At 38.9% G+C, this 22,834-nt stretch carries 24 protein-coding genes and 3 tRNA genes; 15 read left to right on the forward strand and 12 right to left on the reverse strand.

What is annotated here, in order from left to right:
• Positions 1-2: 2 nt before the first annotated feature.
• The 11 genes from VSAL_RS22300 (at position 3) to VSAL_RS05780 (ending at position 10,535) form a co-directional block, all read left to right on the forward strand.
• Positions 3-2,075, forward strand: a complete 2,073-nt coding sequence (locus tag VSAL_RS22300) for a phage tail-collar fiber domain-containing protein (protein WP_012549803.1) — start codon at positions 3-5, stop codon at positions 2,073-2,075.
• On the forward strand, positions 2,075-2,518 hold the full coding sequence (locus tag VSAL_RS05735; protein ID WP_012549804.1) for a hypothetical protein: 444 nt from the start codon (positions 2,075-2,077) through the stop codon (positions 2,516-2,518). The genes VSAL_RS22300 and VSAL_RS05735 overlap by 1 nt, the downstream gene beginning before the upstream one ends.
• The gene (locus tag VSAL_RS05740; RefSeq protein WP_012549805.1) at positions 2,518-3,411 is read left to right on the forward strand and encodes a hypothetical protein; all 894 of its coding nucleotides are present in this window, start codon (positions 2,518-2,520) and stop codon (positions 3,409-3,411) included. The genes VSAL_RS05735 and VSAL_RS05740 overlap by 1 nt, the downstream gene beginning before the upstream one ends.
• On the forward strand, positions 3,408-3,956 hold the full coding sequence (locus VSAL_RS05745) for a baseplate complex protein (protein WP_012549806.1): 549 nt from the start codon (positions 3,408-3,410) through the stop codon (positions 3,954-3,956). Before VSAL_RS05740 ends, VSAL_RS05745 begins: the two co-directional genes overlap by 4 nt.
• Positions 3,953-5,578 (forward strand): hypothetical protein, encoded by a 1,626-nt coding sequence (locus VSAL_RS05750; protein ID WP_012549807.1) that lies wholly within the window; start codon positions 3,953-3,955, stop codon positions 5,576-5,578. Before VSAL_RS05745 ends, VSAL_RS05750 begins: the two co-directional genes overlap by 4 nt.
• Before the next feature lies 1 nt (position 5,579).
• A complete protein-coding gene (locus VSAL_RS05755; RefSeq protein WP_012549808.1) occupies positions 5,580-5,777 on the forward strand; it encodes a hypothetical protein in 198 nt (65 codons plus the stop codon).
• A 334-nt stretch (positions 5,778-6,111) separates the two neighbouring features.
• The gene (locus tag VSAL_RS05760; protein WP_012548944.1) at positions 6,112-6,993 is read left to right on the forward strand and encodes an IS982-like element ISVsa6 family transposase; all 882 of its coding nucleotides are present in this window, start codon (positions 6,112-6,114) and stop codon (positions 6,991-6,993) included.
• Between the two features lie 566 nt (positions 6,994-7,559).
• Positions 7,560-7,859 carry a hypothetical protein gene (locus tag VSAL_RS05765; RefSeq protein WP_012549809.1) on the forward strand — a complete coding sequence of 100 codons (300 nt, stop codon included), beginning with the start codon at positions 7,560-7,562 and terminating at the stop codon, positions 7,857-7,859.
• 250 nt (positions 7,860-8,109) lie between these two features.
• Positions 8,110-8,949 (forward strand): isopenicillin N synthase family dioxygenase, encoded by an 840-nt coding sequence (locus VSAL_RS05770; protein ID WP_012549810.1) that lies wholly within the window; start codon positions 8,110-8,112, stop codon positions 8,947-8,949.
• A gap of 162 nt (positions 8,950-9,111) precedes the next feature.
• On the forward strand, positions 9,112-9,606 hold the full coding sequence (locus tag VSAL_RS05775) for a GNAT family N-acetyltransferase (protein ID WP_012549811.1): 495 nt from the start codon (positions 9,112-9,114) through the stop codon (positions 9,604-9,606).
• Between the two features lie 113 nt (positions 9,607-9,719).
• Positions 9,720-10,535: a 5'-methylthioadenosine/S-adenosylhomocysteine nucleosidase gene (locus VSAL_RS05780; RefSeq protein WP_012549812.1), complete on the forward strand. Its 816-nt coding sequence runs from the start codon at positions 9,720-9,722 to the stop codon at positions 10,533-10,535.
• Between the two features lie 52 nt (positions 10,536-10,587).
• On the opposite strand, the gene VSAL_RS05785 is transcribed toward VSAL_RS05780, so the two are convergent.
• From VSAL_RS05785 to VSAL_RS05810, 6 genes are all read right to left on the reverse strand, one after another.
• Positions 10,588-10,678, reverse strand: a tRNA-Ser gene (locus VSAL_RS05785).
• A gap of 283 nt (positions 10,679-10,961) precedes the next feature.
• Positions 10,962-11,669, reverse strand: a complete 708-nt coding sequence (locus VSAL_RS05790; RefSeq protein ID WP_012549813.1) for a carbonic anhydrase — start codon at positions 11,667-11,669, stop codon at positions 10,962-10,964.
• Positions 11,670-11,975: 306 nt separating this feature from the next.
• Positions 11,976-12,052: transfer RNA gene (locus VSAL_RS05795), tRNA-Asp, on the reverse strand.
• Between the two features lie 38 nt (positions 12,053-12,090).
• Positions 12,091-12,181, reverse strand: a tRNA-Ser gene (locus VSAL_RS05800).
• A 262-nt stretch (positions 12,182-12,443) separates the two neighbouring features.
• Positions 12,444-14,249: a DUF3413 domain-containing protein gene (locus VSAL_RS05805; RefSeq protein WP_012549814.1), complete on the reverse strand. Its 1,806-nt coding sequence runs from the start codon at positions 14,247-14,249 to the stop codon at positions 12,444-12,446.
• A 19-nt stretch (positions 14,250-14,268) separates the two neighbouring features.
• Positions 14,269-14,496 carry a YejL family protein gene (locus VSAL_RS05810; RefSeq protein WP_012549815.1) on the reverse strand — a complete coding sequence of 76 codons (228 nt, stop codon included), beginning with the start codon at positions 14,494-14,496 and terminating at the stop codon, positions 14,269-14,271.
• Positions 14,497-14,572: 76 nt separating this feature from the next.
• Here VSAL_RS05810 and yejK point away from each other — a divergent pair, with 76 nt between their 5' ends.
• Both yejK and VSAL_RS05820 read left to right on the forward strand, forming a co-directional pair.
• Positions 14,573-15,589, forward strand: coding sequence for a nucleoid-associated protein YejK (gene yejK / locus VSAL_RS05815; RefSeq protein WP_012549816.1), 1,017 nt, complete (start codon positions 14,573-14,575; stop codon positions 15,587-15,589).
• 141 nt (positions 15,590-15,730) lie between these two features.
• Positions 15,731-16,921, forward strand: coding sequence for a hypothetical protein (locus VSAL_RS05820; RefSeq protein ID WP_012549817.1), 1,191 nt, complete (start codon positions 15,731-15,733; stop codon positions 16,919-16,921).
• A 181-nt stretch (positions 16,922-17,102) separates the two neighbouring features.
• Here VSAL_RS05820 and VSAL_RS05825 read toward each other — a convergent pair whose 3' ends face one another.
• The 3 genes from VSAL_RS05825 to tnpA form a co-directional block, all read right to left on the reverse strand.
• Positions 17,103-18,590 (reverse strand): IS66-like element ISVsa2 family transposase, encoded by a 1,488-nt coding sequence (locus VSAL_RS05825; protein ID WP_012549818.1) that lies wholly within the window; start codon positions 18,588-18,590, stop codon positions 17,103-17,105.
• A gap of 71 nt (positions 18,591-18,661) precedes the next feature.
• On the reverse strand, positions 18,662-19,009 hold the full coding sequence (gene tnpB, locus VSAL_RS05830; protein WP_012548924.1) for an IS66 family insertion sequence element accessory protein TnpB: 348 nt from the start codon (positions 19,007-19,009) through the stop codon (positions 18,662-18,664).
• A gap of 45 nt (positions 19,010-19,054) precedes the next feature.
• Entirely contained in the window at positions 19,055-19,222 is a 168-nt protein-coding gene (tnpA, locus tag VSAL_RS22695) for an IS66 family insertion sequence element accessory protein TnpA (RefSeq protein WP_231850883.1), read from the reverse strand.
• 154 nt (positions 19,223-19,376) lie between these two features.
• On the opposite strand from tnpA, the gene rnd reads away from it, so the two are divergent.
• Complete coding sequence (gene rnd / locus VSAL_RS05835; protein WP_012549819.1) at positions 19,377-20,501, forward strand: ribonuclease D; 1,125 nt, start codon at positions 19,377-19,379, stop codon at positions 20,499-20,501.
• Positions 20,502-20,576: 75 nt separating this feature from the next.
• Here the strand turns inward: rnd and minE are convergent, their stop codons facing one another.
• Genes minE through minC form a run of 3 tightly spaced genes read right to left on the reverse strand, consistent with a single transcriptional unit; the run spans position 20,577 to position 22,341 of the window.
• Positions 20,577-20,837: a cell division topological specificity factor MinE gene (gene minE / locus VSAL_RS05840; RefSeq protein ID WP_012549820.1), complete on the reverse strand. Its 261-nt coding sequence runs from the start codon at positions 20,835-20,837 to the stop codon at positions 20,577-20,579.
• Positions 20,838-20,839: 2 nt separating this feature from the next.
• On the reverse strand, positions 20,840-21,652 hold the full coding sequence (gene minD / locus VSAL_RS05845; RefSeq protein ID WP_012549821.1) for a septum site-determining protein MinD: 813 nt from the start codon (positions 21,650-21,652) through the stop codon (positions 20,840-20,842).
• A gap of 23 nt (positions 21,653-21,675) precedes the next feature.
• Positions 21,676-22,341 (reverse strand): septum site-determining protein MinC, encoded by a 666-nt coding sequence (gene minC / locus VSAL_RS05850; protein ID WP_012549822.1) that lies wholly within the window; start codon positions 22,339-22,341, stop codon positions 21,676-21,678.
• Between the two features lie 211 nt (positions 22,342-22,552).
• Between minC and VSAL_RS05855 the strand changes: the two genes are divergently transcribed.
• The gene (locus VSAL_RS05855) at positions 22,553-22,834 is read left to right on the forward strand and encodes a YcgL domain-containing protein (protein ID WP_012549823.1); all 282 of its coding nucleotides are present in this window, start codon (positions 22,553-22,555) and stop codon (positions 22,832-22,834) included.

Consider the following 22,834-nt stretch of genomic DNA (forward strand, 5'->3'; position numbering starts at 1 on the left):
GTATGTCGCAAAGTATTATTACCTTAGCGTTTGAAACCTACAAAGCCCAACAAGAGGCGATTGCCGCCCCAATAGAGTTGAATGAATTTGTGTTGGCCTTTGTACCCAATCAAGATCCTACTCAACCGATTGATAGAAACGAAGAGTTACCGCCACAACATCAAATTGTGCATGTTGCTAATGTGACTCAAGGCGGCTTTGTGAACCCAAACGCGGTGGTGTATTCCTTAATTATGGATACACGAATTGGTGACTTTGAATTCAATTGGGTTGGTCTTCGTAATAAACAAAGTGGGGTACTTGCCTCTATTTTGCATATTCCAACGATTTCAAAATTCAAATCAGTGCCTGGTGTGCAAAACGGAAACTCAGTCACACGTTCAATTTTGATGAGCTATCAAGATGCGAAAAATGCAACAGGCATTACTGTTGATGCTTCAACCTGGCAAATTGATTTTACGGCGCGTTTGTTTGGAATGGATGAAGCAGAGCGTTTAGTTAACCTTGATGTGTTTGGCCAAGCGGCGTTCTTGGCTGATGGTTTTAAAGTGAAAAAATCAGGCAGTACTTATCTTGCAAGTATTGGTCGTGGTTATGTTGGCGGTTTACGTTGCCATTTAGATAATGAAGTAGCCATTTCAGGGGGGAGCAACTCAAGTGCTATTTATTTAGATGCGAGTTGGCAAGGGCTGCTAACAAGCCAGTGGCAAACGGTCTTTGAAATGAAAGTCAGTAAATCAGCATTAAGTGATTATGTTGATGCGGATGGGTATCAGCATTATGTCACTAAAATTGCAGACATCAACTCTGCAGGTAATGTGGTTGATACTCGTCATGTTGAAGGTTTTTCTGAGCATTTACGACACGATGAGCAAGCAACAAAAGCCCAAGCGGAGGCCATGACATCAAGCATAAACTGGATTTCTCCACTTCGTTGGAAAGAGGCTTTCTTGTCTCGGTTATCTAACTCGTTTGCTGGAACAAGAACTGAATATGCCGCGAGTGAAAAAGCGCTTAGCGATGGATTAAGAACAAAAGCAAACTCGTCACATAAACACGATGCCAGTGATGTGAACTCAGGTATTTTAGCTAAAGAGCGTCTACCCAATGCAAGTACGGCAGTCAAAGGGGCGGTGCAGCTAAACGACACGGTGACATCAACCTCAACAACACAAGCATTAACCGCAAATAAAGGGAAATCAATTTGGGATAGAGCGAATGAAGCGTTAAATGCGGCCCATGCTAAATGGACTTATGTCGTGGCATCAACCACAGTGTACGGGGCTACTAAGCTGTCTAGTGCCACTAACTCTACAAGTGAAGCTTTAGCCGCAACGTCTGGTGCATTGAAGAAAACCTACGACCTAGCGGCTAGTAAGATAACAAAGGTTCAAGGGGACTTGTGGTACTGGAAGCGTGGTGAGACAGTAACTAACTCAACTCAACTAAATGGTAAAACAAATAGCACAGCGGCAACGGGGGGTACGATTGCAGAAAGAGATAGTTCTGGTGATATTTCTACACGTTTATTTCGGTCTAGTTATCAAGATGAATCGGTTCCAAGTGGCGGTTTAGCGTTTCGTAAATCTACTTCCGATAACTCCATCCGTTTTTGTAATAACATTGCGGCGATTAGAACGTGGTTAAGTGTCTATAGTAGAGCTGAAGGTGATAGCCGCTATGTCGCCCAGTCGCGGGTAAGTAGTTCGACGACATCAACCTCAACGACTAATGTTGCCAACTCAGCCGCTGCAAAGGCTGCAATGGATAGAGCCAACGCTGCGTATAACAAAGCAGATACGAGTGGAAATAAAGTCTATACGGGTGATAATCCAAATAATATAAACTTCCCTATTGGGCACTTTATAACTGCGTGGGTGTCTTCGTATTATGGAAGAGATAAACTTAATCACAGCGTTAAGTGTTATTTAAACAATAATGGGTCCATCGGTATATATGGAACAGACTGGTACGGTCACGCGAAAGGAGCATACTTGAACGGCACTTGGGGTTATCGCGGATACACTGGTTCTCCTGGCAATGTAAACGCTGGTCTGATGCAGAGGGTTTTATAATGGAAATTACACTAATAAGCGCAACTAATTTATCTTTTGCAAATGAAGATAAAACAGCAATTTTCATGACTGTGGAAGTTGACGGAGTTGTTGAAATCACAGAGCCTGTAGAGTTTGTTGCTTCGGCATTTGATTCGATGGCTCACGGCGTTGAGTTTTACAAGCGTGCGCGTTTAGGTGAGTTCGGAACAGTTAAGCCCTACGAGCCTTATGTTCCAACTGAAGTAAATTTGCTAGAAGAAGCCAGAATGCTCTTTGAAACGGAGAAACCCGTAGCTCTACGTATTGAAGAAGATTATCGCTTAGAATTCGCTGATATTTCAGACGAACAAATGCGAGAAGTAAAAGATTACATAAGAGCGATAAAGCCTGATGCAGTAACTAGAAGCATTCCAGTTCGCCCTGAAATCATGAATCAGTATGAAAAATTAAGTGGCATCTAATGACTTGGCAAACTGCATCACATCAATGGCCTGACAGTACGCAGGCCATTCAAACTCAAAGTGAAACGGTACTCAAGCAAGTTGCTGGTAAAATGGATGAGTCAGCAAACCGAGTTGAAACCTTAGCCTCAAAGGTAGCGCTGGCGCGTCATCCATTAAGTACAGAAGCTGAAAGTTTACTTCATTTACGTGCAGAGCTAGAAAGCCTGATGTGCAAAGGGCAAATATTGTGTGTTCATCCTTATCAGTATCAAGTTGGTAATCAGGTTGAATCTGGACAGCATTTATCACCAGATACCGCCATTGAAACACTACGAGCCAAACTGTTTGATGTGAACGACAAACACAAACCAACAGGACAGCTTTATGCACTCGGTTGGATGATTGCTGAAAACTCCCTGGCTAACTTTGCCCAAGCCACTAAAGCGTTGTTTGATGTCGTTAACATTCCAGAGCTTGGCATGGTCGCAAGGCGCACCGGCAAAGAGCAAAGTTTACAAACAGATAAATTCACAAAACATAATGCGATTATTCAGCCACGCTTTAAACCAACGGCTCACATTAATCAGCAACCAATAAGAAGTGCTTTGAATTGGCAAGGTTCACAACTGGCACAACTTGAATCATTGGCAGCAGATAAAAATACACCGGCACAAAAACTGGCAGCATTAGCGCAAAAAAGAACACAACAACTGGAAGAGTGGACCGCTTCACTAAATCAACTCAAATACCGCAATATCAGTGTATTGAAATTTGAAGCACAAGGCACAACAGAGGTAATTGCCACCATGCTTAAAGAATCACAAGCACCAAGCCATGCCAACAGTTATACCTTTAGCGCACTCTTTTTAAGCACTGAGCCATTAACCTTTTTAACGGAGTTATTCGCATGACCCAACTTGCCCTTGATGCTGAGATCATTCCGCTAAAATCACCAAGAATAAATCTGAGCTTAGAATTAAAAGCCGAAGACATGAGTGGCCAAACATCAGGAACGGACGCAAGCGAGCAGGGTGATAAAGGCATGGTGCTTTCAGTCAGTGGATTAATTCCATTCAAAGAAAGTAAAACCTTAAAACGTTTGATGGTGCTATCTCGCCAAAAAGAAGACGGTAAACGCAAAATCTATCGTATTGGTAATGAGCTGGCCAAAAGCATGACCATTCGGCAGGTGCGATTCATGGGCCGAGTTACTGCCGATGAACAAGAAAACCTAATGGCATGGAAAGTGAGCTTTCAACTGCGTGAGCATTTATCAGTATCAGAAGTAAAAGAGCAACGAGAAAACGAAAAAGAGAAACAAGTTCAAACAGATAGCACAGAGAATACTGCAGCAGTGAAACCTAAAGCGCATGCGGCAGTCAGTAACACGACAGATCAATCACAACCGACTCGATTTGAAGACGCATTACTGCAAAAAGAAAGGCAACTGGCATGAAGCTAAATAAACGAATTTTCATTAACGGTGAACAAAGAAAGCTAGTATCAGAGCAAGTGATCTTAGAATTATCTGCAGGTGGCCGAGCAACGTTTGTGATTGAAGGCGAAGTAAAAGAAAGCCAATTGGTTGAACTTCAAATAGGGTATCAAGACGATTACAAAGCCTACTTTGATGGATTCATCACCAAAGCTCAACCAGCTCAAAATGGCTTTACTCGTTTTATTGCTCGTGAGCGTTCAGGGTTACTGGCTGCACGTTGGCCTATCAGTATTCAGCACCCAACCGTATCAGAAGTGATTGAACAACTCAGCTTTGAAACGGGTCTAAAGTTCGTTCTACCAGAGCAAGATTACATTTATAACCGCATTCCTAATTTCACTTCCCAGGGAACGGGTTATCAATTACTAAACAACTTAGGTCGAGCGTTTTCAATTCCTGATTTCTGTTGGTATCAACAAACTGACAGCACCATTTATTTAGGTAGCTTTGCAGATAGTCGATGGCAATCAAGACCGGTCCCATTAGAAACCGAGCTATCCAAAAAACAACGCGGCGGTGAAAGCATGACACTGGCAGTGATCCCCTCGGTTCGTCCTGGTGCCATCATCAACCAAAAACGCATTACTGAAGTGCATTTTGAAAAAGATGAAATGACACTGTATTGGAAAACGGAATCAGCAGAGAAACGGAAAATGAATTATCTGTTTCCAGAGCTGGCTGCAGGGCATCATTTACCACGCTTTGCCCGAGTGGAAGCAGTCACCGACCAATCCATAGCAGGCCATGAAAATAACCCATACCGTCCTCGTTATGCGGTTGATGTTCAATTGCTTACAGAGCATGGTGAAGTCGATTCATTAGTGCCAATTTATAAGGCCGTTCCTTTACCAACTGTGATTGGTGGTGCAGAGCAAGGGCAATTTGCCACGCCTAGTGAAGGGACTATTGTCGAGATTGCGTTTGCTTATGGTCGAAGTGATAAACCGTTTATTAGAACCATTTTAGGTGATGGTTGGTCATTGCCAGAATTAGAGCCTGATGAACAACTGCAACAGCAACGCCATGAGGTATTCAATAAAACCGATGGAGCAGGCAATACCACCAACAGCACTGACCAAATCAAACACACTCAAGCGTTTGAACATTTACATGAAGTGGATAAATACCTCGGTGATTTTGGTGTGCATGAGCTGAATGTACAACAGCACAGCAAAGAGACTATTGCAGGCCAAAAGCTCATTGAGACATTAGGCGCGTTTGAAGTGATGGCAGGTGACGATGTAACGTTAGGCTCATTATCAAACTTACACCTGGTTAATGGTGGTAACCAAACTCAAATTATCGGCCAGTTACGAGATATTGTGATCGGCCTGAATGATAAACTCAGTGTTCTTGGTGAGCGAATACATACCATTGAGAAAGGGGATACTTTAATTGTAAACGGTAAACAGACCATTACCATTTCAAAAGACCAAATCATTAATGCAATGAACATCACTCAAGATGCTAAAACGATAAAGCTAAACGGTGGAGCAGGGGTTATCACTTGTGAAAGTATCTGTCCGTTTACAGGTAAATCCCATGTGGATGGCTCAACCACTGTATTTGCAGGTAAGTAATATGGCATTAGATAAAGGCTCATTAAAAGCCAAAATAGTAAAAGAGATGCAAGGTAAAGGCATGGTGACAGAAGGTGAGTTTGCGAAAGCGGCAGATTTAGCCGAAGCCATAGCAAATGCAGTCGTTGATGAGATGACTGCAAATGCAATGGTTATTGTTGATGCTGGTAGTTCAGCTGGAAGCTACAAAGTAAGCTAATCAAGTATAAACCACACCAAGCGCTCATCATGAGCGCTTTTTTCATGCCTCGCGTTTATAACTACAACACTAACCCACAGCTACAGAAAGGAGCATCTACGTGACGGAATCCGCACTCCTCCTCCCCACCTGCGAGCTTTTTTGCGCACTTTTTTCGAAATTTTAATTTGCCGCAATTCTGAGTGGTCAGCCAAAGCGCAGAGCACACAGTAAAGCCTTTTGCGACAAAGGGTTTAAGTAACCTGAATTCTGGATAAGGCTGAACTAATTGCCCACCTAACGATCAGATCTTTCGACCAAGAATTATTTGAACGTATTTTAAAAGGTGGGCAAGATGAATAAATTAGTTGATATATTTTGTGATGTCGATGATTTTTGTTATCAATTCTTATCTCAATGGGAAAAATACCTTGTTGAGGCTAGTGAGAGAAAAAGAAAACGTCAGTCAGTAATGTCTACTAGTGAATGTATGACTATTGTCATCGCTTTTCATCAATCAAATCATAGAGATTTCAAGAACTTCTATATCGGGTTAGTTCATCAATATTGGAAAGGATACTTTCCAAATTTACTTAGCTACACTCGATTTGTGAGCAAAATGCCTAGCCTAATCGCCCCAATGTGTGCCTATTTTCAATCTATCAAAGGTAAGCCGACTGGCATTGCTTTTGTTGACTCCACGAGTCTTAAAGTATGCCATAACATTCGAATTCCTCGCCATAAAGTCTTTGATGGTGTTGCGAAAAGAGGAAAAGGTACCATGGGATGGTTTTTCGGCTTCAAACTTCATTTATTGATTAACCATCTTGGAGAAATTATTTCGCTGAAAATCACAGCTGGCAATGTAAATGATAGGACTCCTGTACCTGATTTATGCAAAGAACTCTCGGGGAAATTGTACGCTGATAAAGGGTACATAGGTAAAAAGTTGAGTGAGAGCTTAAAGAACTCTGATGTCGATTTAGTGACTACCTCGCGAAAAAACATGAAAGCAAAAGAGATAAGTGCTTTTGATAAGGCTATGTTATCAAAGAGATACATTATCGAAACGATAAATGACCAATTGAAGAATATCTCTCAAATTGAACATAGCCGTCATCGTAGCGTGACTGGTTTCATGCTAAATGTAATTTCAGGCGTTGTGGCTTATTGTTTAAAAAAACAAAAGCCACGAATTAAGCTATCAGAATGTGAATTTGAACTAATCCTCGCTTAAAGCATGTTTTATCCAGAATTCAGGTTAAGTAATAAAAAAGACCGCTAAAAATGGCTTATACAGCGCCTAATAAAATTTCAATCATTGCGTTTTTGTGCGATTAATTGCGATAATGATGATCACTAATGATCTCTTATGAAATATTAAGTTGTTGAAAATTAATGTAATCATTTGTTTTTCGTCAGTTTTTTGATGATCTCTATTGTGAAAATAAAGATCGCTATCAGCTTTGTTAATGCCTTGTTCTATAAGGGTTTATGTGTCATTTTACGAATATTTTATTTTTTCGAAAATGATCGTGCAGTTATTGCTTGAGAGTGATAGATAGAAAGAATTAAGTTAATGACAAAAACTACAATTTCGCCAGAGATAAATGAGTTATCCAATATGCATTCAAGGTAAAGGCAAATGTCCTTATTTTGTAGGCGCAAATACTCATAAAATAGAGGTGTAGTCATTTTGCCGACAATGACTATTTTAATTTAAGATAAATAATTGATATTAAAGGTAATAATTATGCATAATCAAGAAGATCACATTACGAATCATCCAAATAGATAACGTGTATGTCTGATAAACCAAAAACACAAAAACCTGACCGTAAAACTGCGATGCTGAATATCATCGAATTAGTGAAAGCGGATTTTCCATTTGATGCGCCAGAAGCTCAGATATGTGGTGATACGTGTGTTGGTTGTCCGCGTAAATTGATTGAATTGGTGGAAGGTGAATTATTGTATTGGGAGTCTTACGTTGAACGTGGAGAAACCCCCAATTTTTCAGAGATCGAAAGTTTTGCCAAACTGTGTAAAAACGTTCGCCGTGGCTTAGTTAGAAATGGAATTTTAGAGCCGCTACCAAGGTAACTTAGTACTATCAAAATTTAATAATTGCCCGCTATTGTTAATCGATAGCTGGGTAATATCCCTCCATGAATGTTCTTCTTTTTCTCTTCATTGTTGTTGCACGGAATACTTGTGTTTCTCTATGTAAACAAATTGTTGTCTGTTTTTAGATATTAGCGCTTGAGGCCATCTACGCATCTTAATACAATTTAACAATACATTATAAGAAACAAATAATAGAAACCAGTCAGCCAACAATAAGATAATTATTATGAAATTAGAAGCGATCGATTACACTGCTGAAAATGCAGCAGAGCTGTTTGTTAAGTCATTAAGAGAAACGGGATTTGGTGTACTGAAAAATCATCCAATTCAACAAGATCTTGTACAAAGTATTTACGATAATTGGTATTCATTCTTTAATAGTGAAGAGAAAGAAAATTTTCAGTTTAATGTAGACACGCAAGACGGTTTTTTCCCAGCCTCAGTGTCTGAAGTTGCGAAAGGTCATACAAAAAAAGACATTAAAGAATACTTCCATTACTACCCTACAGGGCAATGTCCTGCTGAATTGAAAGCACAAATTCAAGAGTATTATGATAATGCGAATACTTTAGCATCAGAATTGCTTTCTTGGGTTGAAGCGCACTCACCATCAGACGTGTCTGAGTTATTCTCTCAATCGCTTTCTAGCATGGTTGAGCAGAGTGATAAGACCTTACTTCGTATTCTTCATTACCCACCGTTAGAAGGCGATGAGGAGCTTGGTGCTATTCGTGCTGGTGCACATGAAGATATCAATTTATTAACGATACTTCCTGCCGCTAATGAACCAGGTTTGCAAGTTAAGACAAAAGAAAACGAATGGTTAGATGTGCCGTGTGATTTTGGTAATCTAATTATTAATATTGGCGATATGCTGCAAGAAGCGTCAGAAGGGTATTATCCATCAACAACACATCGCGTTGTGAACCCTGAAGGTGCTGACAAAACAAAATCTCGTATTTCATTGCCTTTGTTTTTACACCCTAAACCAGATGTGGTTTTATCTGAACGCCACACCGCAAATAGTTATTTGATGGAACGTTTACGTGAGTTGGGCGTAATTTAATTGCCCTAGTAGTTTATAAAAAGCGAGTAGCCTTGGTTACTCGCTTTTTTTGTATCTGTGTGACCTAGATTGTCTATTGATGTTTACTCTGTGGAGAGGCGCGTACATAAGTGATTTTATTTTTCTATAATGACATGAGATGAAAAATGAAGGAGTAAAGATATGGAATATCGAATCGTCAAGATAACCCCTGAACATGATAATGATATTTGTTACATCATCAAAAATGTTGGCGTTGAGTTTGGTGCGGTAGGAGAGGGTTTTGGCCCTTCAGATGATGAGGTTCTTGAAATGAGTAAGCATTATCATGAAAAGAATCGAAGCCGATATTTAATACTATTGCTGAATGGGCGAGTTGTTGGCGGTTGTGGTATTGCCCCTTTTGATAGCAGTGAAACGACCTGTGAGCTAAGAAAACTCTTTTTGTTACCAGAGGCTCGTGGGCGGGGTTTTGGTAAAACCATGGCAGATAAAATATTAAACTTTGCTAAAGAAGCGGGTTTTACTCAATGTTATTTAGATACACTTTCAAGTATGAAATCAGCCGTTAAATTGTATGAGAATTTGGGTTTTGAGCATTTACCAAAACCGATTGATGGAACGTTACATAATGGCTGTGATGTTTGGATGTTAAAAAGCTTAGTTAAAGAAAGATAGATTCGATATCTTTCTTTTATAGATAAAAGCAATCGTTTGCTTATGTTGTCTATTCATGTATTATCCGCCGCATATTTTCGTGTAACAATGTAATTCAAACAGGGTATAAATATATGAAAGGCTTTCGTTGTTGTTTTATTGCTTTAACTATGATGTTTTCATTTTCGGCAAGTGCAATGCCACAACCCATTCTTCTTCAAGGCGCAATGGATATTGAAGTTGAGTATATGGTTGCTCAATTGGAAAATAAAAAAGAAGAGACGATTGGGTCTTGGACTTTTTGGGAAGGAACAATTGACGGCTATCCAGTGGTTGTCTCAAGAACGGAAGTTGGTATTGCTAATGCTTCAGCCTCTACCGTACTTGGGATTGAAAAGTTTTCACCAAGTATGATTGTTAACCAAGGTACATCGGGTGGACATGATCCTGAATTGTATCGAGGTGATATTGTTTTAGCTGTAAAGAGTTTCAATATGGGGGCAAACCGCTCTGAGTTTTCTGAAGCGAGTGCTGGTATTCAACCTGAAAAATGGAAAAATTTTACCGTTACTATGCGTCTTAGAGAAGATAACAAGCTAGTTGAGCATGATGCATTTTACTCTGAACCAACATTAGTTGATTTTGCTTTCGAGAATGTAAGTCACCCAGGTAAAGGTAAGGTAGTGAAGGGCGTGATTGGAACTGCTGATGAATGGAATCGCGAGGTGGCGAGAATTAACTGGTTGCATAAAACATATCAAACTTCAGCTGAAGAGATGGAAAGTTCTTCTGCTGCGTTAGTTGCTAAGGCTTACAATATTCCGTTTATAGGTATTCGTATTTTGTCAAACACTGACCTACACAATCAAGATTTTGATCCTGAGACCGCAACAGTGAATCAGAAGTACGTGATTGATTTTGTGAAAAAGTGGGTTGCGAGCCAAAAATAAATTTACTTTATATAACGAAAAATCCCCAGCATTTCTGCTAGGGCTTCGAAATTGGTGGAGGGATAGGGATTTGAACCCTAGAACCGCTATTAACGGTTGCCGGTTTTCAAGACCGGTGCTTTCGACCACTCAGCCATCCCTCCAACGCCGTGAATAATAGGCGTAAGCCCTCATCATGTAAAGCATTCTTTTAAATATAAAAATCGTTCGCTCTAAATTCGATCAGATCGAGTGATTTTAAAGCGAAAATTAATGTTTTTTGTTTTATACCAACTCCAGTACTTATCTGTTTATTCTTATTTGTTAAATCACTTAAGCGCGATGCTAAGAGTTTTAATGGTAAAATAACTACTTATCAGAACGTTTACTTTGTTCTTAAGTGATTTTTCTTCGTAATAAATAGATAGCTACGTGAGTTGAGTGGTCTTATTTTAAAATCGGCCGAGCGTTTATTGCTTGAGTAGGACAATTATTACCATTATAAAGCGCTGTAAATTGTGCTAGCTGTTCTGATGATATCTCAATAGGGTTTTTCATCACTAGCCAAGTAACCCCTTCCGAACAAGGTGGGGTAGTTAATGAACCGTTGAAACGGTAATAAGCTTGATCACGAGGAAGAAGCTTCGTTAGATCTAATTGATTTTCAAGATCTACTTGCCCTGATTGTGGCATTTTAGCCCATATTTTTGTCAATTCAGAATTAGGTTTTCCTTCTTTTAGCATCACTCCAATAACGGCAAGGTTGCCATCTTTATCTGCATGGACTAAGTGCATTTCTAATGGGAATGAGTGACCCTCAATGAGGTTTTCGCTTGGGGCATGGAAATGAAGTTGTAAAAGCGTAAAGGTTTTCCCTTCAATTTGAATGGATTGCTTTGCGTCAAAATTAACTTGTACCGTATGTCCATTATTGACGACATTTTTTCCCGCTTTTGAATAGTTGAAAATAATTGGGTCTAATGTGCTCTCGATAGCGTGAGTAATATCTATCGGTGACTGGTTTACTCCTGATTGACAGGTTCCATGCCAATTTGTGGGTGCGGTTTCACCTGAGTAACTCCATTCAGAGGCAGAGACAGTGTAGCTGGTTGATAGAACCGTTAAAGCCGCTAACGTTGTAATGATTTTTTTCATGGTATTTATATAACCTTATTGTTTTAGATAATCACCGATAGGCTAATATAAATACAATTTGGTTGATAATAGTTTAAATGAAGTTTTGCAACCTACTTCCAAATATTTGAAATGTTTTGATCGTTTGTTTTATTTTTAAAACTTTTATAAAGGAAGATCGATTACACGGATATTGATGGGTTAATCGTGAAGACGTTAATAATGTTTTAGAGAATAATGGTGATGGAAAAGAGGGCGTTTGAATTGTGATTTCATAATTAGCAGATACAAAAAAGGCATCATCTTTAGACAATGCCTTCGTTGTATTGGCGGAGCGGACGGGACTCGAACCCGCGACCCCCGGCGTGACAGGCCGGTATTCTAACCAACTGAACTACCGCTCCAATTTTTTGAAACCCAGACTCTATCTGAATTTCGAAAGTGGTGGAGGGATAGGGATTTGAACCCTAGAACCGCTATTAACGGTTGCCGGTTTTCAAGACCGGTGCTTTCGACCACTCAGCCATCCCTCCAGTGCGGTGAATAATAGTAATATCCTTACTTTTTGTAAAGCATAAAATTAAAAAAAACGATTGACTGCTCTATTTTTGTGCGTTGTGCTTTATTTTTACTCATTTTGTCTTTTTTACTCTATTAATTACTCATGCTTTTATTGGCATTTTAACTATTTCGTGTGAAAAAATGAATTATAAACAGAGAGATATAAAAAATCCCTTTATGAGTAAAGGGATTTTTAGTGTATTACTTTTTCAGAATTAATGCTTTTCGCAAGCGTTAGTTCTTTGGGTGATAAAAGCGTTTTAGCTCAGAAATACCTTGCATTAATAATGATAATTTTGGTTTTTCATCACGCAGACGTTGATAATTTTCATCGTATACTTTGTAGTTACCAAATTTATCAATGACGACGGTATTTTCGTCTGTAATTAATGCAATGTTTTGTCGGTCACCAGCAAGCAACCAACTGCGATCATCATTAGGGCTAAATAAGTTTATGCCGCTACTGTAGCTTTCAGCCGGTGTTGTTGTGCTAAGAAATGACTCCATTAACGTTGGCGTTAAATCGAGATGACTTGAGCGTGTAGTGATCAGTTCAGGTTCAGCATTAGGCCAATGAATAAGCATTGGAACACGTAATTGGTATTGGCTAAAGTTTGTGTTTGAGCCCCAACTGTTACTATTTGTTTCATCAAATTCCATACCGTGATTTGATGTAATAATTACGATGGTTTTTTCCCAGTCAGGAGATTGCTTAAGTGTGTTTAATACTGCTTTAAGCTGTTGATCCGTTTTTTGAACTGCTTTACGGTAGTTAGCTTCAAAGGCATGTTGACCTGCATTTGTTGATATTGACCCTACATCATCATATTCAGACACGGCAGTCAGTTCTAAATAGCTAAACCAAGGTTGATCTGTTGTTTGTTGAGTAAACCAAGTATTCCACTGAGATATGGCTTTAGTATCACTCATCTTCTCTGGTTTTTCTGCTAACTCTCCATGAGTGAAGATAAGCTGTTTATAAAGAGAAGAGTCAAAGTCATCACCACTAAATAAACCAAAGGTATAATTACGATTATGTAATTCCGCTAATACTGGCGACGCTTTATGCGAGTTTCGGAAGTTATCAACGTAGCTGCCTGGTAATCCATAAAACAAGCCAAATAAACTGGTTGGATTATTACTGGCGCTGTAGTGATTATTATAATTTAAATTATTTTGAGCAAAGCGAGTTAGGTTTGGAGTGTCAGTATGGTTTAGCGTATCGGCTCTTAGGCTATCGACCATAATAATCTGAAGGTTATACTCTTTTTGCTTGCTTTTAAATTTGATCGGTTCAAGAGGGTATCGCATGGCTTCTGTTGCGCCACCTGTTCCTTCGTCTTCGATTTGTTTTGCTAACGCTTCACGATCAATAAAACCATGTTTCTCTAAGAATGAGCGAGCCGTCATTGGATAAGACAGTGGGAAAGTCGCGCGTTGTGCTGTTACTGGGCCATAAGCAGATGCATCTGCCCAAGTATGAATTAGGTGGCTACCAATAAAGGCAACTGAAAATAAGATGGCAAAAGGGCGACCGACTTGTTTATGGGCCAATTTACGTAGTTTGTTCCATACCCATTCAGACAGAGATAGCTGCAATAAGAAAATAACGGGTACAACAATAAATAAATATTGCCACTGGGTATTTAAGTTTGATTTATCATTATTTAGCAGCATATCCCAGACTAAGGGGGTTATGTGCAAATGAAGGTTTTGATAAGCGTAAGTATCAAGCAGTAATAAGGTCATGCCTGCAGTAGCAATGATGACACTCAACACACGCATTAATCGTTGAGATGGGGTAATAAACGTTAAGGGAAACAGAACAAGTATATAGAATCCAAAAACGAGAAAACCAAAATGACCTATCCAGTTTAAAACCAGATAGGTCTGACCGAGAAGAGTTTCAGGCCATGGTGATTGCGAAATGTAACGCGAACCAATAAGCATTGCTGCAATGATATTGAAAAAGCTGAACCAGTGGCCCCAAGTAATTAACTTGGACACTTTATCGCCGTATGTATTTCCGCTATCGACCATGTGAATTGAATTCTCGCTCTTAGTGAGTTTTTGGAATATCTAATGAGCTAAGCAGCGCTTGAGCAAATTTTTCAGCGATAATTTTACGCTGTTCTGCTGGCACTTCTTGGTTTAGTACATTAGTCGCAATGTTACCAACCAACATTAGAGATAGATCTGCAGGAGCACGATGTTTATCTAATACATCGACCATCTCTGTTAACATTTGTTCAATTTGTTTGTTGCTGTATTTCGAAGTAATAGCCATAAGTCTTTTCAGTTAATGATAGTGAAAGCGGCTTATGATAACCTACTATGTACGTCAACTAAAAACCTTTTCTATTATGAGTTTAATCCTTTCAAACGTAATTTTACATAAATTAGTAAAAAATGAGCAAGATGAGCTTGAAGTTTGTCTACGAAATCAACTTCTTGAGAATGAAGAATTTACTGAAGCCTTAGTTTCTGAGCTGCACAGAGTGTTTAATTCAAAAGCAGGTAAAGGTTTTGGTATTTTCAAGACTGAAAGTGAATTTGGTCACTGGTTAGGTTCTGTTCGTAAGAATGAAACCCCATTTTTAGAGTTTAGTAATAAATCAGCGGAAAAGCTGAAATCTGAGCTGATCAAATACCCATTTGCAGAAGAAGGTATCCTCGTTATCGCAGAGTACCAATCTTTAGCAACAGAATATTTATTTGTGGCAGTTTTGCCATCAAATGAGAGCATGAAAGTTACTGATGAGCTGAATATCAGTGCGACTGATTATCTTGATATTGCGAAAATGGATATCGCAGCGCGTATTGATTTATCAACATGGGAAACAGATTCAGACTCTAATCGGTACCTTACTTTTATTAAAGGTAGAGTGGGTCGCAAAGTATCTGACTTCTTCTTAGATTTCTTACAAGCAGATGTTGGTATGGATACGAAGGTTCAAAACCAAGTATTAATGCAAGCCGTTGAAGATTTCTGTGCTGATGAACGGTTAGAGAAAGAAGAAAAACAACAGTACCGTAAGCAAGTATATGATTACTGTAATGGTCAATTACAAGCTGGTGAAGAGTTAACGGTAAAAGAATTATCAGGTGAATTACCGACATCGGAATCTGGTTCTAATTTCTATCAATTTGCTGAAGAGCAGGGTTATGAGTTAGAAGAGTCTTTTCCTGTTGATCGTACGGCATTACGTAAGCTGACTAAGTTTGTGGGTGCTGGTGGTGGTTTGTCATTGAATTTTGATGCGATGTTATTGGGGGAGCGTGTATTTTACGATCCAGAAACCGATACATTAACCATTAAGGGCACTCCTCCTAACCTAAAAGATCAATTAACACGCCGTTTAGGTTCTTCTGAATCATAGATGGTATGTATTTGTTCATGTAATAAATGTGAAAATAGCGGTATTTTTATCGTAGATATTAACTATCTAAGTTAATTGTTTTTTACAAAATGCTACCCTATCTATTCTTAATTATAATAATTTGGCTAGGTAGGGTTGTTTATGAAACACACCTCAAAATTCTTTTCTATATTTCTATCTCTATTTGTACTTAATGGGTGTTCTTTACTGGAACTGAAAATTGAATCCCAATCGGTACCTCTAACAACCGCGGAGTTAAATACGCGTATTTTAACTCGTGCATACAGTAAGCATTTCTTTAGTGAAGTTGAATCCGCCGCAGACGAAATCTCAGCGATGTATCCGAAAGACGATACCTTGCATCAATCTTATGTCTTGTTGTGGAAAATACACGCAGAAGAGGGGCTACAACATGCAGCGTATCAAGTGTCACCGACTATATCGTTAATTGATACATGGGTCTTTGCCGCTCAAATGGAACAATTCTTTTCTGATGATGGGAAGGGTGCCGACGTGTTTGAAGGGAATATTGATTTTAAAACGAGTCAATTACTGCATATCGACATTGAGGCATTAGCAAAGAAGCTATTACCAAGTTCTGAATTTAATGAAGCAAAAGACTTTATTGCACAATTTGTTGCAGAGCATCCCTTTGATAGCGTAGCCATGAGAAGAACCCCAGCTCTAAAAGCATGGCTAGCCGATCAAAATATTGATGAGACAGAAGCGGTAGCAACGCTTGGTTCAATGCCAGAAGCGCTTGGTGATGTTTCCGATCAACTTAGTTTAGTCTCTGAGCAAACACCAAAAATCATGACATGGAAAGCGCAGCTTATCGCGATGAACAGCAATCTGAATGGTGATGACATTAATAAAACAATGGAAAGCTTACGAAACACATCGGAGTCATTCCAAGATTTTGTTAATAATAATCCAGAATACATGCAAAATTTAGCAGAACAAATGAGTTTGCAATTACAGCCATTATTGGATGATTTAGACAATAAAACAGATGATAAATTAAACCAGTTAAGTGCAGAGCGTATCGCTTTGGAAGCGATGGTAGCAAGAGAGCGCCAAGAACTGGTTAATATGGTAGAGAGAGAACGTAAAGCGATTGCAGTAATTGTCTCTCAAGAGCGTGAGAAGTTCACTCAAGATCTCGACCAAGTCTCACAAGATGTACTAACGCTTGCGATGGATAAAGTGATTGATTTGATTAAGAGCACGATCATTTATTTTATCTTGTTCATCTTGGCTATTTTCTTTGCTCCTTTAGGCTTAGGTTATTTCTTAGGGAAACGAGCGGCAGTAAAGAAAACAGTGGTATAAAAATCACAATGATGACAAATATCATGCAAAAGTAAATCAGATACAATAGACATAAAAAATGCCAGTGGTTGAGTTAACAATCACTGGCATTTTTTTATTTAAAACAGAGTCGTTCTATTTTTATTATGCAGTTTTTGTTTCTACTGCAATAACGTCATCTGTTTCGTAAGCGTGCGGGGAACTACACCTTGTCTTTTACATTCCAAGGTAAAAGTGAATCGATATCTGGCGATCCAACACATAAACGATCTAGACAATACCTAATATAATCGTAAGGGATTAATCCGTTTGCCTTTGCTGTTTCTACAATGCTGTAAAGCATTGCACTTGAATCTGCACCAGCCGTTGAACCCGAAAATAACCAGTTTTTCCGGCCGATAACAAACGGTTTAACCGCTCGCTCTGCTCGATTGTTATCAATAGATAACAATCCATCATCAATATAACGAACTAATTTATCCCATTGATTTAATGTATAGCTAATCGCCTCACCTAATTTTGTTTTAGGTGATACTCGACTAACTGCGCTATCAAGCCAATCACGGAGCTCTTTAAGTAAATCGCGGGCTTCTGTCTGCCTAGCAACATACTTGGCTTCAGGGGAAGCCTCTTTTAATAACGATTCGATCCGGTATAGCTTTTGGATTTTACTCAATACCCAATCTGCACTCCCTGTTTTCCCTTTTACTTGAACACGTTGAGCCTCAATAAATCGTCGACGTGCGTGTGCCCAACAGCCAACTAAAATCGCTTCAGTTTGTTCATAACCTTGGTAACCATCGGTATGTAAATACCCGTTATAACCTTTTAAAAAGTTAACTGGATGGTAGCCATGCCTGCTAGATTGATAATCATAAAGTACAATTCCAGGCAAAACACCAGAGCCTGGAGAATCATAGCCAGAGCAGTAGACCCACATATAACATTTTGCTTTTTCAACATCCAACACATTTACCGTTGTTTCATCACAATGCAGAGTGGGTTGTTCAAGCAAAATACGATGTAACTCGTTATTAAGAGGGGTAAATAGTACCGAGCATTTTATTAACCAATCCGCCATCGTTCGCCGTCCAATAATGATACCCCATTGCTGAAATAACGTTTCTTGACGATAAAGTGGAAGACTGTATTGAAATTTAGCCGTAATAATTTGAGCAAGTAAACTTGCGGTCGCAATCCCTTTAGGGATTGGTGACGCTGGCATTGGGGCTTGTTTAATGTCTACTGAAGTATTGTTTTTTTCACAATTTCGGCAAGCATATTTAGGACGAACATGTTGAATAACTTCCACTTTAGCTGGTACAAATTCCAACTTTTCACTGATGTCTTTACCCATCGCATGCATCTCTAGACCGCAACACTTACAAGTTTTATCTTTTATGTCGTGGATAATAACAGTACGCGGTAAGTCTTCAGGTAAGCGTTGGCGTTTTGGCTTTTGACGAGTGTAGGTAATCGTTTGTGTGTCATCATTTTCAATGATGATTTCTTCTTCTGTTTCATTGAATAAATCAAATTGAGTCGAGTCAGATTCACTGCTTTTACCAAAGCGCTGATGTTGAGCCAGTCGAAATTGCTCTAGAAGACGGTTATATTTATTTTCAAGCTGAAGCACAAGTGCTTTCAGCTCGTCAATGGTATCAGGAAGTGGTTTTATTTTATCAATCATGTAGATGACTATATAACGATAATACAGGTAATCAATCGGTTGCCTCCTATTCTTGACTGAGAATCAACTATTTAAAGGGTTGTTTGATAATGTACCGGTTGATGTCCTAAGATATCAAAACCTTGTAATAGCAGTGTCAGTTGCTGCTCTGATAATGCTAACGTATCGTTATTTATATTTCGTGGCCATTTGAAGCGGTCTTCATCTAATCGCTTGTACCATAAAGCGAATCCTGTTTTATCCCAATACAATATTTTGAGTTTATCACGAGGCTTATTGCAAAATATAAATAGAGCATCACTAAACGGTGATAGTTGCATTTCTTGCTCAACAATCACGACAAGGCCATTAATGGCCTTGCGAAAATCGACAAAATCACGATGAAGATAAATGGTGGAAACATCAGTAAATACATTCATGATTGATACCCTTTTAATAAGAGTCCTATCCAGTGAGGTTCAGTATTAGCTGGCAATGTTAATCTTTTGTTTCCATCGTGCTTTACGTGCACTAAATGTCTTTGGCAGAATATTATGGTTACGACAAAATTCAGCGGCACTAAGCTTGCTAGATTGCTGAGATTCAAATAGAGCGTGCCATTGCTCTGGTGTTCTCTTTTTATCTTTTTGCATAATTACGTTCTCGTTAAATGAAAGATCGTAAGATACGCATAATGAATTTTATTTGTTAGGTGTAGTTCCCCGCACGCTTACAGTTTTTCTAACGTTAAGCTATCTTGCCTTAGACCAATTAATAGAAGCGTTACAGATTTTTAAGGAAGAAATTGTGGAATTTGAAATCGTTAAACACAGCCAACGTTTAGCTGAAATTTGCCAACAGGCAAGTAATAAACCTTTTTTAATGCTGGATACTGAGTTCGTACGTACGAGAACTTTGTATGCACGTTTAGGTTTAATTCAAATGTTTGATGGTGAAACATTAGCATTAGTTGATCCTGTTGAAATTGATGATTTAACGCCGCTTTGGGATTTATTAAAAAACGAAAGTGTGACAAAAGTTCTTCATGCTTGTGGTGAAGATTTAGAAGTATTTCAACATTATGCTGGCTGTATGCCGACACCAATGATTGATACTCAAATTATGGCGGCATTTTTAGGCTATGGTTTGTCGACAGGCTTTGCGAAATTAGTGTCTGATTATTTAGGTGTTGATCTCGATAAAGGTGAATCTCGTACTGATTGGATGGCGCGTCCTTTATCAGATAAACAATTGGATTATGCCGCAGCCGATGTGCATTATTTATTACCATTGTTTGAGAAACTACAAGCAGAATTAGCTCAAACAGAGTGGGAAAAAGCAGCGTATCAAGAATCGTTACTTGCGGTTAAAAAACGTGAAAAACAACCTGATCCTGAGAAAGCGTATTTAGATATTAAAAATGCTTGGCAGTTAAATGGTAAGCAGTTAGCTATTTTAAAAATGGCAGCACAATGGCGATTAGAAGAAGCAAGAAAGCGCGATTTGGCGGTTAACTTTGTTGTACAAGAATTAAACTTATGGAAATTAGCTCGATTTGGACTTCGCAGTAAAGAGCAAATGCTAAAAGAAGAGTTTGATTCGAGAGAGGTTCAACGTCATGGTGGAAAACTATTGCGTTTCACATACCTTGCAGATGAGCTAAATGAAAACGAATATCCAGAAACGTTAACACGATTAATGGATTATCCGGGCTATAAGCAAATTTTTAAGTTGTTAAAAGATGAAGTAAAAGCGGCCTCTGATCAATCGGGTTTGATGCCTGAGTTTTTAGCGTCTAAAAAACAGCTTAATCAATTATTGTCTTGGAAATGGAAGAAAAACAGTCACCCTGATTTAAAACCAGACGTATTAAAAGAGTGGAGAGAAGGGCTGCTTGCTGAGCGCTTTATGGCGGTGTTAGATAAAAGCTAATCTCAATAAACAGAAACAAAAAAGGTGACTCTGATAGGTCACCTTTTTTATAGACTTTGATTAACGAAATAGTGTTTAATTATCGTCTTCTGGCAGAGTGATATTTAGCTCTAATACTGAGAGGTCTTCTTCTTTTTGTTCTAGTGAAACCGTGATCATATCAGGGCTTACGTTAACATATTTACTAATTACTTTAAGAATGTCTTCTTTAAGTTGTGGTAAATACGAAGGTGCTGGACCTCCATTCCTGCGTTCAGCAACAATGATCTGTAGCCTTTCCTTCGCTATGTTAGCAGTGGCTTTTTTTTGTGGTCTAAAAAACTCTAGCAGTGCCATGCTTAACCTCCAAATAGTCGTTTAAAGATACCTTTCTTCTCTTCTTCTAAGAAGCGGAACGAAACTTCCTTGCCTAACAGACGGTCAACTGCATCTTGGTATGCAGAGCCTGCGTTTGATTCTTCGTCAAAAATTACTGGTACACCTTTGTTTGATGCATTCAATACTGATTGGCTTTCTGGAATCACACCCAATAGAGGGATATTTAGAATTTCTTCAACATCACCCACACTTAACATTTCGCCTTGATTTACACGTGTTGGGCAATAGCGAGTTAATAATAGGTGTTGTTTTACTGGCTCTAAAGCTTCTTCTGAACGGTGAGATTTAGAGTCTAAAATACCTAAAATGCGGTCAGAATCTCGAACAGATGATACTTCAGGGTTTGTGGTAATGATGGCTTCATCCGCAAAATATAACGCCATTAATGCGCCAGCTTCAATACCTGCTGGAGAATCACAAATAATGAAATCAAAGTTCATTGCGATTAACTCATCAAGAACACGACGAACGCCTTCTTTGGTTAATGCATCTTTATCACGAGTTTGAGACGCAGGAAGGATAAATAAATTACCTACGCGCTTATCTTTAATTAATGCTTGGTTTAGCGTTGCTTCACCATTAATAACATTAACAAAATCGTAAACAACGCGACGTTCACAACCCATGATTAAATCAAGATTACGTAAGCCAATATCAAAATCAATTACCGCGGTTTTCTTGCCAGCCAGAGCAAGCCCCGATGCAATGGCAGAGCTGGAAGTAGTTTTACCTACGCCACCCTTACCAGAAGTCACAACGACAATACGTGCCATTTTATTATTCCTTTTATGTTGTGCTATAACGTTAGGGTATCGATCTTAATATGGTCTTCAACCATAGTGACCATGACATTTTGATGCCAATACTCTTTGTTAATTTGATCGCTTAGCCAATAATTTCCGGCAATGGATATCAGCTCCGCTTGTAAATTTTTGCAAAATATCTTTGCTTCTTTTTGGCCACTGGCACCGGCAATTGCTCTGCCTCTTAACGTGCCGTGAATATGTATGCTGCCATCGGCGATAACTTCGGCCCCAGGGCTTACATGATTTAAGATCACAAGGTCAGCATCCTTGGCATACACTTGTTGTCCAGAACGAATAGGGGTTCTTACCACTTTCGTTGGTTGCATATTTGCTTTTTGTGTTACTTGCTGAGGTGTAAAAGAAGTCATTACCGCAAAACCTGCAGACGTTGCCTGCGCTTGCTTTTCTTTATCTTTGCAACCAGTAATGCCAACAGGGATCATACCTGTGCGCTCTACACCTAATTTAAGGTCAACAAAATTAATTTCATTCGATACATTTTCAATATTAATGACCACTGGAGCGGAAGCAAAAAAAGAAGGCGCTTGTGCTACTTTTTGCTCAAGCATACTAAGGGCTTGAGTGATGTCATCATTAGGTAAATGTAATACTGAAAGGGTGAAATTACTGCCCTTTAAATCGGCTGTTTTTGTCATGCTCTCGGTATCTTCGCTGTTATGAATATTCAGATTTTCAGACGGTAATTTTAATACCACAAATCTGATACCATGTTATAGTCAGTTTGACCACACAGCAAGTTATCTTATTGTCTTAAGTGTACTTTCTAACAAGGCTCTCATCAAATAGACAGGAGAAGAGACTTCTGGATTGGGAGCAATATCAACTCTATCAATATTAGGTTCTAAAATGTACTGTTCGATTTATAAAAGCTCTAAAAAGCAAGGTGCTTATCTTTATATTGAGAAAAAAGATGATTTTTCTCCAGTACCTCAAGAATTGATGACAATGTTTGGTACGCCAAAAATGGTTATGGTGGTAAATTTAGAAGGCAGAAAATTAGCCTCTGTTGATATTGAAAAAGTAGAAGTTTCTTTAAAAAATGACGGCTATTTTTTACAATTACCGCCACCTCCTGAAAATTTGCTTGAGAAATACAAGCAAGATAAAGCCAAACGAAACGAGAAATAA

The sequence above is a fragment of the Aliivibrio salmonicida LFI1238 genome (assembly GCF_000196495.1).
In the GTDB taxonomy this organism is placed as follows: Bacteria; Pseudomonadota; Gammaproteobacteria; order Enterobacterales; family Vibrionaceae; genus Aliivibrio; species Aliivibrio salmonicida.

Bases quoted from the DNA above. Each gene is read 5' to 3' on its own strand.
- VSAL_RS22300 (WP_012549803.1), top strand. From the start codon at position 3: ATGTCGCAAAGTATTATTACCTTAGCGTTTGAAACCTACAAAGCCCAA.
- VSAL_RS05735 (WP_012549804.1), top strand. From the start codon at position 2,075: ATGGAAATTACACTAATAAGCGCAACTAATTTATCTTTTGCAAATGAA.
- VSAL_RS05740 (WP_012549805.1), top strand. From the start codon at position 2,518: ATGACTTGGCAAACTGCATCACATCAATGGCCTGACAGTACGCAGGCC.
- VSAL_RS05745 (WP_012549806.1), top strand. From the start codon at position 3,408: ATGACCCAACTTGCCCTTGATGCTGAGATCATTCCGCTAAAATCACCA.
- VSAL_RS05750 (WP_012549807.1), top strand. From the start codon at position 3,953: ATGAAGCTAAATAAACGAATTTTCATTAACGGTGAACAAAGAAAGCTA.
- VSAL_RS05755 (WP_012549808.1), top strand. From the start codon at position 5,580: ATGGCATTAGATAAAGGCTCATTAAAAGCCAAAATAGTAAAAGAGATG.
- VSAL_RS05760 (WP_012548944.1), top strand. From the start codon at position 6,112: ATGAATAAATTAGTTGATATATTTTGTGATGTCGATGATTTTTGTTAT.
- VSAL_RS05765 (WP_012549809.1), top strand. From the start codon at position 7,560: ATGTCTGATAAACCAAAAACACAAAAACCTGACCGTAAAACTGCGATG.
- VSAL_RS05770 (WP_012549810.1), top strand. From the start codon at position 8,110: ATGAAATTAGAAGCGATCGATTACACTGCTGAAAATGCAGCAGAGCTG.
- VSAL_RS05775 (WP_012549811.1), top strand. From the start codon at position 9,112: ATGGAATATCGAATCGTCAAGATAACCCCTGAACATGATAATGATATT.
- VSAL_RS05780 (WP_012549812.1), top strand. From the start codon at position 9,720: ATGAAAGGCTTTCGTTGTTGTTTTATTGCTTTAACTATGATGTTTTCA.
- VSAL_RS05790 (WP_012549813.1), bottom strand. From the start codon at position 11,669: ATGAAAAAAATCATTACAACGTTAGCGGCTTTAACGGTTCTATCAACC.
- VSAL_RS05805 (WP_012549814.1), bottom strand. From the start codon at position 14,249: ATGGTCGATAGCGGAAATACATACGGCGATAAAGTGTCCAAGTTAATT.
- VSAL_RS05810 (WP_012549815.1), bottom strand. From the start codon at position 14,496: ATGGCTATTACTTCGAAATACAGCAACAAACAAATTGAACAAATGTTA.
- yejK (WP_012549816.1), top strand. From the start codon at position 14,573: ATGAGTTTAATCCTTTCAAACGTAATTTTACATAAATTAGTAAAAAAT.
- VSAL_RS05820 (WP_012549817.1), top strand. From the start codon at position 15,731: ATGAAACACACCTCAAAATTCTTTTCTATATTTCTATCTCTATTTGTA.
- VSAL_RS05825 (WP_012549818.1), bottom strand. From the start codon at position 18,590: ATGATTGATAAAATAAAACCACTTCCTGATACCATTGACGAGCTGAAA.
- tnpB (WP_012548924.1), bottom strand. From the start codon at position 19,009: ATGAATGTATTTACTGATGTTTCCACCATTTATCTTCATCGTGATTTT.
- tnpA (WP_231850883.1), bottom strand. From the start codon at position 19,222: ATGCAAAAAGATAAAAAGAGAACACCAGAGCAATGGCACGCTCTATTT.
- minE (WP_012549820.1), bottom strand. From the start codon at position 20,837: ATGGCACTGCTAGAGTTTTTTAGACCACAAAAAAAAGCCACTGCTAAC.
- minD (WP_012549821.1), bottom strand. From the start codon at position 21,652: ATGGCACGTATTGTCGTTGTGACTTCTGGTAAGGGTGGCGTAGGTAAA.
- minC (WP_012549822.1), bottom strand. From the start codon at position 22,341: ATGACAAAAACAGCCGATTTAAAGGGCAGTAATTTCACCCTTTCAGTA.
- VSAL_RS05855 (WP_012549823.1), top strand. From the start codon at position 22,553: ATGTACTGTTCGATTTATAAAAGCTCTAAAAAGCAAGGTGCTTATCTT.